At 68.8% G+C, this 16,960-nt stretch carries 13 protein-coding genes and 1 tRNA gene; 7 read left to right on the top strand and 7 right to left on the bottom strand.

Annotated elements, in window-relative coordinates:
• Positions 1 to 116: 116 nt before the first annotated feature.
• Entirely contained in the window at positions 117 to 1,085 is a 969-nt protein-coding gene (locus AC1MBE_RS14420; protein WP_479779189.1) for an aldose 1-epimerase family protein, read from the bottom strand.
• A gap of 83 nt (positions 1,086 to 1,168) precedes the next feature.
• On the opposite strand from AC1MBE_RS14420, the gene galT reads away from it, so the two are divergent.
• From galT to AC1MBE_RS14405, 3 genes are all read left to right on the top strand, one after another.
• Positions 1,169 to 2,329 carry a galactose-1-phosphate uridylyltransferase gene (gene galT, locus AC1MBE_RS14415; RefSeq protein ID WP_479779188.1) on the top strand — a complete coding sequence of 387 codons (1,161 nt, stop codon included), beginning with the start codon at positions 1,169 to 1,171 and terminating at the stop codon, positions 2,327 to 2,329.
• A complete protein-coding gene (gene galK, locus AC1MBE_RS14410; protein WP_479779187.1) occupies positions 2,326 to 3,486 on the top strand; it encodes a galactokinase in 1,161 nt (386 codons plus the stop codon). Before galT ends, galK begins: the two co-directional genes overlap by 4 nt.
• A gap of 64 nt (positions 3,487 to 3,550) precedes the next feature.
• Entirely contained in the window at positions 3,551 to 4,786 is a 1,236-nt protein-coding gene (locus tag AC1MBE_RS14405) for an acetyl-CoA C-acetyltransferase (RefSeq protein WP_479779186.1), read from the top strand.
• A gap of 74 nt (positions 4,787 to 4,860) precedes the next feature.
• Here AC1MBE_RS14405 and AC1MBE_RS14400 read toward each other — a convergent pair whose 3' ends face one another.
• Positions 4,861 to 5,775 (bottom strand): Bax inhibitor-1/YccA family protein, encoded by a 915-nt coding sequence (locus AC1MBE_RS14400; RefSeq protein ID WP_479779185.1) that lies wholly within the window; start codon positions 5,773 to 5,775, stop codon positions 4,861 to 4,863.
• 524 nt (positions 5,776 to 6,299) lie between these two features.
• Between AC1MBE_RS14400 and AC1MBE_RS14395 the strand changes: the two genes are divergently transcribed.
• From AC1MBE_RS14395 to AC1MBE_RS14380, 4 genes are read left to right on the top strand one after another with little or no spacing between them, the layout of a single operon-like run.
• Entirely contained in the window at positions 6,300 to 7,574 is a 1,275-nt protein-coding gene (locus AC1MBE_RS14395; RefSeq protein WP_479782625.1) for a branched-chain amino acid ABC transporter permease, read from the top strand.
• Positions 7,575 to 7,583: 9 nt separating this feature from the next.
• Entirely contained in the window at positions 7,584 to 8,552 is a 969-nt protein-coding gene (locus AC1MBE_RS14390) for a branched-chain amino acid ABC transporter permease (protein ID WP_479779184.1), read from the top strand.
• Positions 8,549 to 9,655 carry an ABC transporter ATP-binding protein gene (locus tag AC1MBE_RS14385; protein ID WP_479779183.1) on the top strand — a complete coding sequence of 369 codons (1,107 nt, stop codon included), beginning with the start codon at positions 8,549 to 8,551 and terminating at the stop codon, positions 9,653 to 9,655. The genes AC1MBE_RS14390 and AC1MBE_RS14385 overlap by 4 nt, the downstream gene beginning before the upstream one ends.
• Positions 9,652 to 10,425, top strand: a complete 774-nt coding sequence (locus AC1MBE_RS14380; RefSeq protein WP_479779182.1) for an ABC transporter ATP-binding protein — start codon at positions 9,652 to 9,654, stop codon at positions 10,423 to 10,425. The genes AC1MBE_RS14385 and AC1MBE_RS14380 overlap by 4 nt, the downstream gene beginning before the upstream one ends.
• Before the next feature lie 566 nt (positions 10,426 to 10,991).
• Here AC1MBE_RS14380 and AC1MBE_RS14375 read toward each other — a convergent pair.
• The 5 genes from AC1MBE_RS14375 to AC1MBE_RS14355 all read right to left on the bottom strand — a co-directional run bounded on the left by AC1MBE_RS14375 (position 10,992) and on the right by AC1MBE_RS14355 (position 16,887).
• Positions 10,992 to 12,344 carry an ABC transporter substrate-binding protein gene (locus AC1MBE_RS14375; protein ID WP_479779181.1) on the bottom strand — a complete coding sequence of 451 codons (1,353 nt, stop codon included), beginning with the start codon at positions 12,342 to 12,344 and terminating at the stop codon, positions 10,992 to 10,994.
• A 292-nt stretch (positions 12,345 to 12,636) separates the two neighbouring features.
• Positions 12,637 to 12,710: transfer RNA gene (locus tag AC1MBE_RS14370), tRNA-Leu, on the bottom strand.
• Positions 12,711 to 12,770: 60 nt separating this feature from the next.
• Entirely contained in the window at positions 12,771 to 13,748 is a 978-nt protein-coding gene (locus AC1MBE_RS14365) for an N-acetyltransferase (RefSeq protein WP_479779180.1), read from the bottom strand.
• A 147-nt stretch (positions 13,749 to 13,895) separates the two neighbouring features.
• Positions 13,896 to 15,353 carry an NAD(P)/FAD-dependent oxidoreductase gene (locus tag AC1MBE_RS14360; protein ID WP_479779179.1) on the bottom strand — a complete coding sequence of 486 codons (1,458 nt, stop codon included), beginning with the start codon at positions 15,351 to 15,353 and terminating at the stop codon, positions 13,896 to 13,898.
• A 34-nt stretch (positions 15,354 to 15,387) separates the two neighbouring features.
• Positions 15,388 to 16,887: a S8 family serine peptidase gene (locus AC1MBE_RS14355; RefSeq protein ID WP_479779178.1), complete on the bottom strand. Its 1,500-nt coding sequence runs from the start codon at positions 16,885 to 16,887 to the stop codon at positions 15,388 to 15,390.
• Positions 16,888 to 16,960: the final 73 nt, after the last annotated feature.

The following is a 16,960-nucleotide window of genomic DNA, read 5'->3' as shown; positions in this document are numbered from 1 at the left end:
TAATTCCCCAGTGCGGCCCACAAGGGAAACGGCGGCAGGGAAAACGGGCCCGCCCAAGCGGCCGCAGGCCCTTGGGGGCAGGACGCCGCCGCACCGCGTCCCGGGCCCGGTCGGGGCTAGCTCGCCAGTGACGCGGTGATTCCCCAGCTCATCGTGAAGGACTCCCCCGCGGGCAGCCAGCGCAGCCCGTCGCCGCTGTTGAACGCATTGGCCGGTCCCGTCATGGGCTCAAGCGCCACCGCCTTGGCCCGCCCGGGGTACTGGTCCGTGACGAAGACGTGGACGTAGCGGCAGTGCTCGTCCTGCCAGAGGCTCACGCTGCGGCCGTCGGCGGCGCGCAGCGTGCTGCGTGCCACGCCGCCGTCGAAGTCCAGGTCGGTGTACGCGCTGTCCAGGTCCAGGTGCCCGGCCAGCCGGCCGGCCCGGAGGTCGAAGTCCCCGGCGGCCGGTTCGGTGCTGCGTGGAATCAGCCGGTCATCCGTCACCAGCCGGGTGCGGCCGCTGACGGTGACGGTCAGTTCCCCGCTGGGCACCTCGCCGAGCCGCAGGTAGGGGTGCGCCCCGAGGACGAAAGGGGCCGGGTCCATGGAGTCGTTGACCAGCGTCTGCCGGACGGAGAGCCCCAGGGTTTCGTCCAGCTCGTAGCGCACCCGGTGCCGTAGCAGGAACGGATAACCGTGCTGCGGAAACACGGGCGCCTCCAGGGTCACGGAGAATTCCGATTCGTCCACCAGGTCGTAGGAGGCATTGCGCAGAAGCCCGTGGCTGGCGTTGTTCCTGGCCACCTCGGTGATGTCGAGCTGCTGCTTTTTCCCGTTGAGGTGCCAGAGGCCGTCCTCCACCCGGTTTGCCCACGGCGCCAGGGTGATGCCGGTGGCGCCCGGCGGGATCTCGGCGTCCCCGTAGCTCTCCGTCAGCTGGACGCCGGCACGGCTGTACAGCCGCAGGCCGGCCGCGAGTTCGGTCACCACGGCCAGGGCGTCGCCGCGGCGCAGCTCGTATTGCCGGCCGCTCGCGTAGCGCCGGGCGGAGGTGTCGGCGGACGGGTCGGAGGAAGGGGAAGCCGGGGAAGCGGTGAGGTCCATGGGCACCACGGTACCGAACCGTGCGCCCGCCCGTACACGGCGGGGCTTTGCCGGAAACTCGTGAAGTCTGATCGAATGATGGAATGTGCGCCAACAGCCTTACCAGGGGAACCCTCGCCGACGGCCGGGAGCTCTTCTACTTCGCTGACGCCGGCGGGGAGGGCCGCGACGGCGGCGGTGCCGATGCTGCCCTGCGGGCGCCCGCCGATGGCAGGACCCTCGACGCACGCGGTCCCGCCGGCGAGCTGCGCTTCGACGCGCTGACCGGTGAATGGGTCGCCATCGCCGCCCACCGCCAGTCCCGGACGCACCTGCCGCCGGCCGAGGAATGCCCGCTGTGCCCCAGCACCCCGGAGCGCCGCTCGGAAATCCCGGCGCCGGACTACGACGTCGTCGTCTTCGAAAACCGCTTCCCCTCCCTGGGCCCCGAGCTCGGACAGCTCCCGGAGCAGCCCGCGTGGGGAACCAGCCTGCCGGCGTACGGGCGCTGCGAGGTGGTCTCCTTCACCCCGGACCATGCCGGTTCCTTCGCCGGCCTCGGGGAGGCCCGGGCCCGCACCGTGGTGGAGGCTTGGGCCGTCCGGACCGCGGCGCTCAGCGCACTGCCCGGGATCCGCCAGGTCTTCCCGTTCGAGAACCGCGGCGCCGAAATCGGCGTCACCCTGCACCACCCGCACGGCCAGATCTACGCCTATCCCTACCTTCCGCCGCGCGCCGCGGTGCTGGCCGCCGCCGCGCGGAAGTTCTACGACGACGCCGGGAGCCGGGACACGCTGACCGGCTCGCTGCTGCGGGCCGAACGCACGGACGGCAGCCGGATGGTGCTCGAGGGCCGGCATTTCAGCGCCTACGTGCCCTTCGCCGCCCGCTGGCCGCTGGAGGTCCACCTGGTCCCGCACCGGCAGGTCCCCGACCTCGCCGCCCTCCACGGCGGCGAGCGCGACGAACTGGCACGGCTGTACCTGGACCTGCTGCGGCGCCTGGACGCCCTCTACCCCACACCCACGCCCTACATCGCAGCGTGGCAGCAGGCGCCGTTGGATGAGCTGCTGCGGCCCGCCGGCTACCTGCACCTGCAACTGACCTCGCCCCGCCGCGCCGCGGACAAGCTGAAGTACCTGGCCGGGTCCGAGGCCGCGATGGGGGCCTTCATCAACGACACCACGCCGGAGGAGGTCGCGGCCCGGCTGCGCGGCGCAACCGCCACACGCTCCACGGCCGGCACGGAAGGCAGCGCACGATGAGCGTCCCGCTGGGCACCAGTGAACTCCAGTCCCGGTTTGCGGACGTCTTCGGGGCGGACCCCGACGGCGTCTGGCAGGCCCCCGGCCGGGTCAACCTGATCGGCGAACACACGGACTACAACGAGGGCTTCGTGCTGCCGTTCGCCATCGACCGGACCGCCCGGGTGGCAGTCCGGGTCCGGCCCGACACCACGCTGCGGATGCTGTCCACCTTCGGAAACCAGGGGCTGACGACGGCGGACACCGCGGCCCTGGACCCCGCCGCGGCCCGGGGCTGGACCAAGTATCCGCTCGGCGTCCTGTGGGCCCTGCAGCAGCGCGGCCTCGCCGTTCCCGGCCTGGACCTGTTGCTGGATTCGGATGTGCCGCGCGGAGCCGGGCTGTCCTCCTCGCATGCCATTGAATGCGCCGTCATCCTGGCCGTCAACGAACTGACCGGCGCCGGACTCAGCGCAGAAGACATGGTGCTGGCCACCCAGCGAGCGGAAAACGACTTCGTCGGCGCGCCCACCGGGATCATGGACCAGTCAGCCTCGCTCCGGGGCGCCGCAGGCCGGGCCGTGTTCCTCGACTGCCGCGACCAGAGCGTCCGGCTGGTGCCGTTCGACGCCGAGGCCGCCGGCCTGGTGCTGCTGGTGATCGACACCAGGGTCTCGCACTCACACGCCGGCGGCGGCTACGCGGCCCGTCGCGCGTCCTGCGAACTGGGCGCCGATGTGCTCGGCGTCCGGGCGCTGCGCGACGTCGGACTCGCGGATCTCCAGGAGGCCGCCGGACTGCTGGACACGGAAACGTTCCATCGGGTCCGGCACGTCGTCACGGAGAACGACCGCGTGCTGCGGACCGTGGAGCTCCTCGAGGGCACCGGCCCGCAGGCGATCGGCGCGCTGCTGGACGCCTCCCACGCCTCGATGCGGGACGACTTCGAAATCTCCTGCCCCGAACTGGACCTCGCGGTGGACACGGCCCGCGCCGCGGGCGCCATCGGCGCCCGGATGACCGGCGGCGGGTTTGGCGGCTCCGCGATCGCCCTCATCCCCGCGGACACGGAGCAGCGGGTGCGGGCCGACGTCGGACGGGCCTTCGCGCGCGCCGGCTACGCCGCCCCGGATGTCTTCCGGGTGAGCCCCGCGGCGGGAGCGCTGCGGCTGGCCTGACCGGTTCCTGCCGGTCCGGGCCCGTTCCTGCCGGTCCGGGCCCGTTCGGGCGTAGGCTGGGCGCATGCCGGAAGCCGTCATCGTTGCCACCGCCCGGAGCCCCATCGGCCGCGCCTTCAAAGGATCGCTAAAGGACGAGCGGCCCGACGATCTTGCCGCCGCCATGGTCTCCGCGGCCCTCGCCAAAGTGCCCGCCTTCGACCCGCAGGACACCGGCCGCGGCCTCGACGACCTCTACCTGGGCTGCGCCGAGCCCAGCGGCGAGGCCGGATCCAACATGGCCCGGGTGGTGGCCATCCTGGCCGGCCTCGACAACGTCCCGGCCGCCACCATCAACCGCTTCTGCGCCTCCAGCCTGCAGACCATCAGGATGGCGTTCCACGCCGTCAAGGCCGGCGAGGGCGACGCCTTCGTCGCGGCCGGGGTCGAAGCGGTCTCCCGCTACCGCGACTGGGCCGGCGCCGGGGAAACCGACGCCGGCAGCCATAACCCGCGCTTCGACGCCGCCGGCAAGCGCACCGCCGCCAGGGCAGCGTCCAACACGCCGTGGACCGATCCCCGGCTCGGCGGCAGGATGCCGGACATCTATACCTCCATGGGCCAGACCGCGGAAAACGTCGCGACCAGCTACGGCATCAGCCGCGCCGAGCAGGACGCCTGGGCGGTGCAGAGCCAGAACCGGGCCGAGGCGGCCATCGCCTCCGGGTTCTACGCCCGTGAAATCACGCCCTACACGCGCCGGGACGGCACCGTGATCGACCGGGACGACTCGCCCCGGGCAGGGGTCACGCTCGACGCGGTGAGCGCCCTGCAGCCGGTCTTCCGCAGCGCGGGAACCGTCACGGCCGGCAACGCCTGCCCGCTCAACGACGGCGCCGCCGCCGTCGTCGTGATGAGCGATTCCCGTGCCCGGGAGCTCGGGCTGGAGCCGCTGGCCCGGATCGTCTCCACCGGGGTCAGCGCCCTGTCCCCGGAGCTGATGGGCATGGGGCCCGTCGAGGCGACCCGGCGGGCGCTGAAGTTCGCCGGCCTCTCGATCGGCGACCTTGACCTCGTCGAACTCAACGAGGCCTTCGCCGTCCAGGTGGTCGCCAGCGCCCGGGAACTGGGGATTGACCCGGACCGGCTCAACGTCCACGGCGGAGCCATCGCCCTGGGGCACCCGTTCGGCATGACCGGCGCCAGGATGGCCACCACACTGCTCAACGGGCTGCGCGAGCGCGACGGCACCCTCGGCCTGGCCACCTTGTGCGTCGGCGGCGGCCAGGGCATGGCCGTCGTCTTCGAGCGGCTCGGCTAAGGGCCGGCGACAAAAAGCGGGCCCCGCCATCCGGCGGGGCCCGCTTCGTTCGTTACGCTGTGGTTCGGCTGCGGCTAGTCGTCGCCGCGGAGGATGGCCAGCAGGCGGATGATCTCGACGTAGAGCCAGACGAGGGTGACCGTGAGGCCGAACGCCGCGGTCCAGGAGAAGCGCTGCGGGGCGCCGCTGCGGACGCCGGCTTCGATGCTGGTGAAGTCCATGATCAGCGAGAAGGCGGCCAGGCCGATCGCGAGCAGGCCGATGAAGACACCCAGCGGGATCCCGAAGATCTCGAAGCTGGTGCGCAGGCCGAACGGGGAGTCCACCGCGCCGGTCCACATCATGACCATGTTGATGAGCGCGAAGACGGCGTAGCCGATCATGGCGATCATAAAGAAGCGCATCGCCTTGGGGGTGGCGCGGACCTTGCCGCTCTTGAACAGGACCAGCGTGACGGCAAAGACGGAGAGCGTGCCGATCACGGCCTGGAGTCCGACACCGGGGAACATCCCGTCGAGGATCCGGGTCAGGCCGCCGAGGAACAGGCCCTCAAGGGCGGCGTAGGCGAGGATCAGCGCCGGCGAAGGCTGCTTTTTGAAGGTGTTGACGAGTGCCAGGACAAAGCCGCCCAGCGCACCGACGATCATCAGCATCGAGGCCAGGCCCTGCGCCACCACGAGGGTGACGGCCGCGCCCGCGATCACGGCCGCGAGGCAGGCCGTGGTCTTCATGATGACGTCGTCAAAGGTCATGCGGCCGCTGTCGGCCGGTCCGGCGGCAGGGCGGTTGTACATGTCCTGCAGCTGGTCGCTGCTCATCGCCTGCTGCGCCGGGTTCCAGCCGGCCTGGGCCTGGCCGAACTGGGGCTGGCCGTAGCCGTTCTGGCCGTACGGGGCCTGGCCGTAGCCCTGCCCGTAGGGGGCAGGCGGTGCCTGGGTGGCTCCACGGAAGTTCTTTCCGTTGAAGATCGGGTTTCCGCCAAGTGCCATTGCTGGTGTCCTCCAAATTAAGGGGGTAAGTGATGATCGGTGGTGAAGATCGTTATGACTCACGCTACCAATTTCCACGCCCGGCGGGCAGGGATAGTTCCCGGCCGGTTCCGGCCGCAACCCAACCGTGATGTGGCGGGGCCCATCCCGGACGCTGTCGGGCCCACTGTTTAGGAATCCTCGGGAACAACAAAAGTTTTCTTTAGCCTTGCTAAACCGCGCCGCGGGTCCGGCTTCACGGTTGTTACGCGATCGCGACGTTATCCCTGCTCGCGGCGGCAATAGTTGGCCTGCCCGGGCTGTAACATTGGGCCAACAGGGTGACGAACGTCACAAGGAAGGCTGCCGGAAGGCAGTTGCTCCGTCGCATCGCAGTAACCGCTCCATCCCGTCCCCCTGACCGTTCGCAGCGGTTGCAAAGGCGCAACCCAGACCATCCCCATGTGGAGGTTTTCAATTTGAGAAGCACACCGAAAGGCCTGTCGCAGAGACGGCGCGGCAGACTGCTGAAAGCTGTGGGGGCCATGTTCGCCGCCGTGGCCGCCCTTCTGCTCATCGTCGCCCCGGCGTCCCAGGCCGCGACGCCGTCGCCGACACCATCCCCGTCGAGCACCTCGTTCCAGAACAGCATCAGCGGCTTCCTGCGCGGCGATGACCGCGCTCCGCTCGCCGATGTCACCATCACCGCCAAGAGCGGTGATTTCACCGGAACGACCAAATCGGGTGCCAACGGCTCCTGGACCATCGGCGTCCCCACCCAGGGGACGTACGAGGTCGAGCTGGACGAAACGACCCTCCCCGAGGGCATCAAGCTCGCCGAGGGCCAGGAAAACCCGCGCAAGGTCACCTTCAGCCAGACGTCCAACCTCTCGGTGATCTTCGCCTTCGGCAAAGGCATCGTGGTCCAGGAACAGGACTTCGGCCAGAACCTGCTTAACCGGCTGGTCGCCGGCCTGAGCTTCGGCCTGCTCCTGGCCCTGGCATCGGTGGGCTTGTCCCTGATCTTCGGCACCACGGGCCTGACCAACTTCGCGCACGGCGAGATGGTCACGCTCGGCGCCGTCCTGGTCTTCGGCTTCAACGCCATGAACCTGCCGTTCTGGCTCTCCATCATCCTTGCGCTCCTCGGCGGCGGCCTGTTCGGCTATGTCCAGGACGCCGGGCTCTGGAAGCCGCTGCGGCGCCGCGGCACCGGCCTGGTCCCGATGATGATCGTCAGCATCGGCCTCGCCCTCGCCGTCCGCTACGTGATCCAGTTCTACTTCGGCGGCGCCACCCAGCAGCTGCCCTTCGCCCAGAGCGCGGAAATCCAGATCGGGCCGGTGTCGATCTCGCCCAACAACCTCTGGTCCCTGCTCATCAGCGTCGTCGTCATCGCCGTGCTCGGCGTCGTCCTGCTCAAGACCCGGCTGGGCAAGGCCACCCGCGCGGTGGCCGACAACCCGGCACTGGCCGCAGCCTCCGGCATCGACGTTGACTCGGTCATCCGGATCGTCTGGGTCACCGGCGGCATGCTCGCCTCGCTCGGCGGCATTCTCTGGGCGTACTACCGTCCCGGCGTCACCTTCGACATGGGTTCGCAGATCCTGCTGCTCATCTTCGCCGGCGTGACCCTGGGCGGCCTCGGCACCGTCTGGGGCGCCCTGTTCGGTTCCATCATCGTCGGCATCTTCGTGGAGCTGACCACCGTCTTCGGCCTCGCAGCCGACCTCAAGTACGTGGGAGCGCTGTTCATCATGATCGTTGTCCTCTTGTTCCGGCCTCAGGGCATCCTGGGCCGCCGCGAGCGCGTGGGTTAGGAGACAGACATGGACTTCGGATTTATTCTTACCAGCGCTGCCGGTGAACTGTTCAGCCCGACGACGGCGGCGTACGCCCTCGCCGCGCTCGGCCTGGCGGTCCACTTCGGTTACTCGGGCCTGCTGAACTTCGGCCAGGCCGGCTTCATGGCGGTGGGGGCCTACGGCTTCGCCATCTCCACCCTGACGTTCCACGTGCCGTTCTTCGTCGGCCTGCTGATCGCCGTCGTCTGCTCGGCAATCTTCGCCCTGCTGCTCGGCATCCCCACGCTCCGGCTGCGGGCCGACTACCTGGCCATCGTCACGATTGCGGCCGCGGAAATCGTCCGCTACATCGTCACCACCAACCAGCTGACCTCGGTGACCGGTTCGGCCAACGGCCTGGCCGCCTTCGAGGGCGACTTCTACGCGATGAACCCGTTCCCCGACGGATCCTACTTCGGCATGAACAACCGCGACTTCTTCATCCGCGTCGTCGGCTGGGGGCTCGTGATCGTCTGCTGCCTGGTGGTCTGGCTCCTGATGCGCAGCCCGTGGGGCCGCGTCCTCAAGGGCATCCGCGAGGACGAGAACGCTGTCCGTTCACTCGGCAAGAACGTTTACTCCTACAAGATGCAGGCCCTCGTGATCGGCGGCGTGCTCGGAGCCCTCGCCGGGATGGTGTTCACCCTCCCCCGCGGCGCGGTGCAGCCGGCGAACTACGGCACCGAGCTGACGTTCTTCCTCTACACCTGCCTGCTGCTCGGCGGACTCGGCACCGTGCTGGGCCCCGTCGTCGGGGCGATGATCTTCTGGGTCGTCCTGTCCCTCACCCAGGGCGTGCTCTACGGCCTGATCGAATCGGGCGCCGTCACGTGGCTGAACACGGTCCAGGCCGGCCAGCTGCGCTACATCCTGGTCGGCATCGCACTGATGCTGCTGATGATCTTCAGGCCCCAGGGCGTCTTCGGCAACAAGAAGGAGCTGGCGTTCGCATGAGCATGCACAGCGAAGAACCACAGGCAGGCGCCGGGACCTCCGGCGCCGCCGAGACCATCGACTACATGACGGACTCGCGTCCGATTGCCGCGGGCGAGACCGCCCCCGGCTGCAAGAAGCGCGACCCGATCCTGGTGGCGGAAAACGTCACCCGCAGCTTCGGCGGCATCAACGCCGTCGACGTCGAATACCTGGAAATCCCGCGGCACAAGATCACGGCCCTGATCGGTCCCAACGGCGCCGGCAAGACCACCCTGTTCAACCTGCTCACGGGCTTCGATACACCGAACACGGGCAAGTGGCAGTTCGAGGGCAACGGCCTGGCCGGCGTCTCCTCCTACAAGGTGGCCCGGATGGGCATGGTCCGCACGTTCCAGCTGACCAAGGTCATGGGCAAGCTCACCGTTATGGAGAACATGCGCCTGGGCGCCTCGCAGCAGTCCGGCGAGAAGCTCTCCAAAGCCCTGTTCAAGGGAATCTGGGGCGGCCAGGAAAAGAAGATCACCGAAGAAGCCAACGTGCTGCTGGAGAAGTTCAAGCTCGACGCCAAGAAGGACGACTACGCTGCGTCCCTCTCCGGCGGCCAGCGCAAGCTCCTCGAAATGGCCCGCTCGCTCATGGTGAAGCCCAAGCTCGTGATGCTTGACGAGCCGATGGCAGGCGTCAACCCGGCACTGACCCAGTCCCTGCTGGACCACATCAAGAACCTCAAGGCCGAGGGCATGACCGTGTTGTTCGTCGAGCACGACATGCACATGGTCCGCCACATCGCCGACTGGGTTGTGGTGATGGCCGAGGGCAAAATCGTGGCCGAGGGGCCACCCGCTGAGGTCATGAAGAACCCGGCCGTTATCGACGCCTACCTGGGCGCGCACCACGATGTGGACCTGGGCGACTCGGAAGGGATCAAGGTACTCGCGGCCGAACTCGAAGCCGACGAGGAATCAATCGTCGGCACCGAGAACGCGGGCATCATCTCCTCCGATGTGCTCGTCACGGAGACGCCCGGGCCCGACACCGCCAACGGCGCACCACACGGCCGGCGGAGCGCCGAGGAGCCCCACCTCGGCGAGCCCAACCGGAGAGAGAAGGACACAGAATGAGCGCCACCAGCGCGGCCCCCGCCGCTAAGAACGGATACGACGGCGACTCGGTCGTCAAAGTCACCAACCTGGTGGCCGGCTACATTCCGGGCGTCAACATCCTCAACGGCTGCAGCATCGAGGCCCGCAAGGGTGAGCTGATCGGCATCATCGGCCCCAACGGCGCCGGCAAATCGACCCTGCTGAAGGCCATGTTCGGCCTCGTCAAGGTCCACTCCGGCTCCGTGGTGGTCCGAGGCCAGGACATCACCGGGCTGAAGGCCAACAAGCTGGTGAGCCGGGGCGTCGGCTTCGTGCCGCAGACCAACAACGTCTTCGCGGCCCTGACCATCGAAGAGAACCTCCAGATGGGGATGTTCCAGCGGCCGAAGGACTTCGCCGAACGCTTCGACTTCGTCTCGGAGCTGTTCCCGGAGCTGGCCAAGCGCCGGGCCCAGCGCGCCGGGTCGCTCTCCGGCGGTGAACGCCAGATGGTTGCCATGGGACGGGCCCTGATGATGGACCCGGCCGTGCTGCTGCTCGACGAGCCCTCGGCAGGCCTCTCCCCCGTCAAGCAGGACGAGACGTTCCTGCGGGTGCACGAGATCAACCGCGCGGGCGTCTCCGTGATCATGGTGGAGCAGAACGCACGGCGCTGCCTGCAGATCTGTGACCGCGGCTACGTCCTGGACCAGGGCAAGGACGCGTACACGGGTACCGGACGGGAACTCATGAAGGACCCCAAGGTCATCCAGCTGTACCTGGGCACCCTGGCCGACACAGTCGACTAGCTGTGGCGGCGGCCCCGCAGGAGCCGTCCAGAAGGGTCGTCACCAGCCGGTGGCGGCCCTTCCGCGTGCCCGGCGTGTGTGCTGCGCTCCGGGCGCCTCCGCAGCCACTTGCTCGGCGCCTGCGCTCGTTCCTCACGCAACAACGGCGCTTTCGCAAGCGCCTGCCTCCGTCGCCCTTAGCGTTACTCTCACCGAACGTTATCCGCGGCGGGCCATGTTTCCGCGGCAGTTCCGGACTGGCGCACCCCGGATCCGCGGTGCCCTCGTCCTGTGCCGTAGCGAAAATCCGGTTCCGCAGCCCCTCAGCGCCTGCGGCCGGGCCCGACGCCGTCCGCCGGTCCCCCGGCCCTCGGCGTTCGTCTTCCCCGCCGGAACCTCGACGGCGTCACGCTGCGCAGGCTCTTGGGGCGGCTTTCGGCGGCGCGGGGCGGGTTTCCGGCGTCGGGTACTTCCCCCGCGGTCAAAAGTCGGCTGTGCGTGACGCAGGCCCCCGGCACCTTCCCCCGCACGCAAGAGACCCCCGTCCGGAGGGGACGGGGGTCTCTTGGTTGTCTGGGGAAGCGGCTTTACAGCTTGCCGAATTCTTCCTTGACGGGCTTGTAGCTGTTGTCATCCTGGAACTCGTAGATGCCGATGTAGGCTTCCGTCGGGTCGCCGGCGTCGGAGAACGTTACGGGGCCGGACTGGCCGTCGTAGTCGATGTCCTTGCCGTTGCGGAGCAGGGTGACGCAGGAGGCGTAGTCGTTGCACTTCTCGCCGCCTTCGGAGACTGCCTTGAGCTGCTTGGCGATATCGACGCCCTTGGTGCTCTTGGCAGCTTCGGAGGCCAGCGCGATCAGGTTCACGGCGTCGTAGGACTCGCCTGCGTAGCTGTAATCCTTGAGCGCCGGGTCGATCGCGAGGAGCTTCTTCTTGAAGTCATCCTTGGCGAAGGTGCCCGGGATAGTGCCCTGGGCGCCCTTCAGGGTGCCAGCCTTGAAGTCCTTGCTGTAGTCGGACATGTTGCCGTCCACCATGAAGATCTGGGTGGGCTTGATGCCCTTGCCCGTCATGAGCGGAACGATGCTCTTGGCCTGGTCGAAGGTGATCAAGGCAATGGCATCCGGCTTGGCCGCGAGGACCTTGTCCACCTGGCTGCTGAACTGGGAGTCGCCTTCGTTGAAGAGCTCTTCCGCCACAACCTTGCCGCCGGCGGCCTCCACCGCGGACTTGACGTTCTTTGCCAGACCCGTGCCGTAAGCGTCGTTCAGTACGATCATGCCAACGGTCTGGGCGCCACAGGTGGCCATGTAGTTGCCGAGGACCTTGCCCTGCAGCACGTCAGAGGGGGCGGTGCGCCAGTACAGGCCCTTGTCGTCCCATGAGGTGAAGTCCGGCGAGGTGTTGGCCGGCGAGAACTGGATGACGCCGGCACCGGTGATCTGGTTGATCACGGTCTTGGAGACACCCGAGGAAGCGGCACCGATGATGGCGCTGACGCCCTGGCCCAGCAGCGCAGTAGTGGACTGCGTGGCGATGTCCGTCTTGGTGTCACCGGAGTCGCGGTGGATGACCTGGACGGGCTTGCCGAGGACGCCGCCGGCGTCGTTGACTTCCTTGATGCCAAGGTTCACGCCCGCGATTTCGGGCGGGCCGAGGAAGGCCAGGGAACCGGTGGTCGGCAGCAGGGAGCCGATCTTGAGCGGGGTGTCCGTGGTGGTCGAGGACGCAGGCACGGAACCTTCCGCGCTGGCCGAGCTGGTGGCTCCACCGGTTGCGCTCGGGGCCGGGCAAGCGATGCCGGCGGCCTGGGCGGATGCCGAGCCGGTGGTTGCCGACGGCGTGGACGAACCGCCACAAGCCGTAGCCAGAAGGGCGACGCCGAGGCTAAGCGCTGTGAGCTTAGCGATGCGCGGCGCCACCTGGGGGAGTGAAGTCATAGAGAAATCTCCTCGATCTAAAGGTGCGAACGGCCTTTGATGCGAAAGATCAGGTGTTCCTGATTTAGCTTCAAGCTAGTGCAATTTCCGCGCGGACAGAAGTGACTACGGTCACATCCTTATAACACTCGTTGCATAGAGGAAATCAGGCGGCGGCAAAAGCGCCATAGACGACCTCCAGCCGCCCAAAACCGGGCGTTCGCCTTCGCGTTCCCGTTGGGGCTGCGGCCGGGCCGGAGGCGCTAAAGGCCACGGGACTGCAATTGTGGCGCAGGATGCGGCAATTGTGAAGTGCCCCAGGTGGGACTCGAACCCACAACACGCGGATTTTAAGTCCGCTGCCTCTGCCAATTGGGCTACTGGGGCGCCCGGTCAATGGTATCCCGCGTGGAGGCTATCCCGCCGGAGGTCATCCGACGGAGCTTCCTAGGGTGTGGCCGGGGCTTCGTCGAAGGGCGCCGCGTAGCGGAACGCCCCGCTGACGCCGCCCGGCCAGAGCGCGAGCGGCAGCAGCTGGAAATGCTCACCCCAGGCGGGATCCGGTGCCTGCACGCCCAGCGAGGTGGAGGGCACAAAGCCAAATCGGGCATAGTAGTCGGGGCTGCCGAGCAGCGCGATGCCCCGCTCCCCCGCGGCGTTGGCCCGGTCGATGGTTTCCTTCATCAGCGCCGAGCCGATGCCGTGCCGCTGCAGCCGCGGCAGCACCCCGATCGGGCCCAGCCCCAGCAGCTCCAGCTCATCCGCCCGGCCGCGGGTGCTGATGACGTGGCCGACGATCTCGCCGTCCAGCTCAGCGACAATGCTGAACTCCGGCAGGTATTCGCCGCACTCGAAGAGCCGCCGCAGCAGGTCAACTTCCTCCGGCTCCCCGTCAACCGGCAGGCCCGTGACCGGCGAGATGGAGAAGGCCGCCGCGGTGAGGTCCAGGAGCGCCGGCCGGTCCTCAGGCAGCTCGGAGCGCAGGACCAGTTGTGGCGCCGGCTGCTGCCCTCCGCCGTTCGCCGAACGGCTGTTCAGGGACAGTTCGTGGAGAACTTCGAGGGCCCGCTCTGCTTCGGCCACCGGAACGAGCAGATGGTCGTGGTGGAAGCCGGCCAGCACATTGCAGCTGATCTTCGCCTCGGTCAGGGCGGCGCTGACGGCCGCGGTGAGCCCGAGGGCTTCCAGGGAGGAGTGCACCTGCAGGGTGATCCATGCGGCCACGAAGTCGTACTGCAGGCCGAGGGCGTCGGCGTCGGCCCGCGGCAGCACCACGGTCAGGCCCTCCGCTTCCCGGACCGCGGCCGCCATGTGGCCGGCCAGCGGTTTGCCGTGCGGCCACAGGGCGTAAACGTACTCGCCCTCGCGGATCACCGGCCGCATGGTTGCGAGCAGGGTATGCAGGTCCTTTTCAGCGGGAGTCATGGGCCCAGTCTAGGCAGGTGGGCCCGCCTCCCGGCCAATCCGCCCGCCAATCCAGGCGGCGGTGGCCGGCGCTGGCCGGCGGCACCAACGACGACGGCGGCCGCTCCCCTTCGAAGGGAGCGGCCGCCGTCGTCGGGCTGCTGCGGGTTACTTGGCGTCGGCCGAGACAGTTTCCTTGGCAGGGGCCTCGGCGGGCTTGTCGGCCGCCGGTGCCGCGGGTGCGGCGGCCGGCTTGGGGGCCGGCGTCGCTGCGGCCACGAAGGCCCCGCGCGGGTTGTCGAGGTCCATCAGCTGGGTGGTGTCGCGGCCCAGGAAGAGGGCCCAGAACCAGCCGGAGATCACGCGGATCTTGCGCTCGAACGTTGGCATGGCCAGGCCGTGGTAGCCGCGGTGTGCGAGCCAGGCCAGCGGGCCCTTGAGGCCGATGCGGCCGATGAGGTTGATGTTGGCAACGCCCTTCCACTCGCCGAAGCCGGCGACGGCGCCCAGGTTCTTGTGCTTGTAGTCCTTGAGCTCCTTGTCCCAGCGGGAGGCCCACAGGTTCTTGGCAAGGCGCTTGGCCTGGCGCAGGGCGTGCTGGGCGTTGGGGACGCAGGTGCCGTCCGGCAGGCCGCTGCCGGTGAGGTCCGGCACGGCCGCGATGTCGCCGGCGGCCCAGGCGTTGTCGATGATGCCTTCGTCGCCGGAGACGCGCAGGTCCGGAAGGACCCGGACGCGGCCGCGGGGCTCGAGCGGGAAGTCGGTGGAGCGGACCATCGGGTTGGCCTGCACGCCGGCAGTCCAGACCAGGGTGTCGGATTCGAATTCCTGCGCGGGGGTCTTGTCCGGCAGGTTGATCAGCTTCAGGGAACCCTCGGCGTTGTCCAGCGAGGTGTTCAGCAGTACCTCGATGCCGCGGCTGCGCAGGTGCTCGACGACCCACTCGGCCTGCTTGGCGGTGACCTCGGGCATGATGCGGCCCATGGCCTCGACCAGGACGAAGCGGACTTCCTCCTGCTTGACGCGGGGGTTGTTCTTGACCGCGGCGCGGGCCAGGTCTTCCATTTCGGTGATGCACTCGATGCCGGCGAAGCCGCCGCCGACGACGACGAACGTCAGGGCGCGGGCGCGCTCGACCGGATCGGTCATCAGCGAGCCGGTTTCGATGCGCTCGAGGACACCGTTGCGCAGGGCGACGGCTTCCTCGATCGTCTTGAGGCCGATGCCCTTGTCCGCGAGGCCCTTGATCGGGAACGTGCGGGTGATGGCGCCGGCGGCCAGCACGACGTCGAAGTACGGGACCTCGAAGTTCTCGCCGCCGTCGGCCGGTGCCACCACGGCCGTGCGGTTGGCGTGGTCGATCGAGGTGACGCGGCCCTGGATCAGTTCGGTCTGCTTGAGGTGCTTGCGGTGCGAGACGACGGCGTGCCGGGCCTCGATGTTTCCGCCGGCCACTTCCGGCAGGAAGGGCTGGTAGGTCATGTAGGGCAGCGGATCAACGAGGGTGACGATGCCACCGGCATTCGCGATCTTTTTCTGCAGTTTGAGGGCTACGTACAGGCCGACGTACCCGCCGCCGACGACGAGTACCCTGGGACGGTCCTGGAGCTGAGGGGTGGATGCCATGGTTCAAGAATACCGTAGTTTGTGAAAAACTTCACTAACTCCCCGCGGCGCGGGTTTCCGCGGAATCCGGGGTGCTTTGGGAAGTCCCGCCGGGCGTTGCGCCCGGGCCCGTTTCAGGTGCTCCACCGGGCGCAGCCTCAGGCGCTGCGCCGGGCGCAACCTCAGGCGCTGCGCCGGGCGCCGCGTCAGGCTCCGCCCCGGGATCCGCCTCCGAGCCGGACCCGGGCCCGCGGAGCGCGCGCCGCAGCTGGATGGCGGCCGCCGCGATGATGCAGACGAACAGCCCGCCGAAGCCAAGCACCACCATGGCCGGGACGGCGCTGTCGGCCGGTGACGGGGCCGCCGCAACGGGCACGGTCGGTTCGGGCAGGGTCGGCGCCGCGCTCGAGGGGGCAGGCGCGGCAGGGGCCGCGGAGCTCACCGGGTTGCCACGCCGGTGGACCCGGATCCAGTCGGAGATCGTTCCCAGCGGGTTGGCACTGGTTTCCGGGACATCGGCCTTGAGGGCAGCCTCGGCGTTGAGCACGCCGAAGCCGTACAGCGGGTCCTTGCCCGGCAGCCCGGCGTCCTTTGCGGTGCTGACAATCCGGTTGATGACCTGGCTGGCGGACATGTCCGGCCACTTGGAGCGGATCAGTGCAGCGACGCCGGCGACGATGGGGGTCGCGCCCGAGGTGCCGGCCCACTCTGCGTAGCCGCCGCCGGGCATGCCGCCCACCAGGTTCTCGGCCGGTGCGGCGACGCCGATGCTGATGCCCTGCGAGGAGGAATCGATGCTGGCCACACCCTTGCGGTTCAGGCCGGCCACGGTCAGCACGCCGGGAATGGTGGCCGGTGCACCCACCTGGATGTTGCCGCCCACCCGGTTGCCGGCGGCGCACACAATGACCACGTCTTTCTGTTCGGCGTACAGGAAGGCGGCGTCCCAGCTTTGCGGCCATTCCGGCGAGGTGCTGCCGAGGGAGATGTTGATGACCTGGGCGCCGTTGTCGACCGCCCAGCGGACCGCCTCGGGGATCTGGTCCTGGTCGCTCTTTCCGCCGGGGTTGGCCGATCCCAGCCAGGTGGAGACGGAGAGGATCTGGGCCTCGGGGGCGACGCCCACGATCCCGTCCGGGCCGACGCCGGCGGAGGCCGAGGGGCGGGGGCTGGCCGTGGACTTTTTGGGCTGGTGGCCGCGGCCGGCAAGCATGGTCGCGACGAGGGTGCCGTGTTCGGGTTTGGCGCCGATGCTCTTGAGGCCGTCGGCGCCCCCGGCGCCGGAGACGTCGGTTCCCCCGGACAGCACGCCCTTGAGGTCCGGGTGTTTGCCGTCCACACCGCTGTCGATCACGGCGACCTTGACGTTGGCGCCCTTCGAAACTTCCCAGGCTTTTTTGATTCCGGACCCTGCCAGCCAGTATTCCTTGTCCCGCGTGGAGTCCGCGTAGGCCGGCGGGGCCGCCGTCAGGGTGCCGGCGACGCTGCCGCCGGCAAGTGCCAGGGCCATCAACGCCGAGGCGGTCCGGCGGTGCCGGGCTGTTGCTCTGGTCATTCGGGTCCAATCGGCGGTATGTCTGCGGGCGCCGCGGAGTCGGGCGCGGCAGTCGGCGGGGGCTGCCCGGCCC

Source organism: Arthrobacter sp. BG5 (assembly GCF_056680155.1).
Note: the sequence above shows the minus strand (reverse complement) of the source record. Positions and strands in the feature narration are given on the sequence as shown.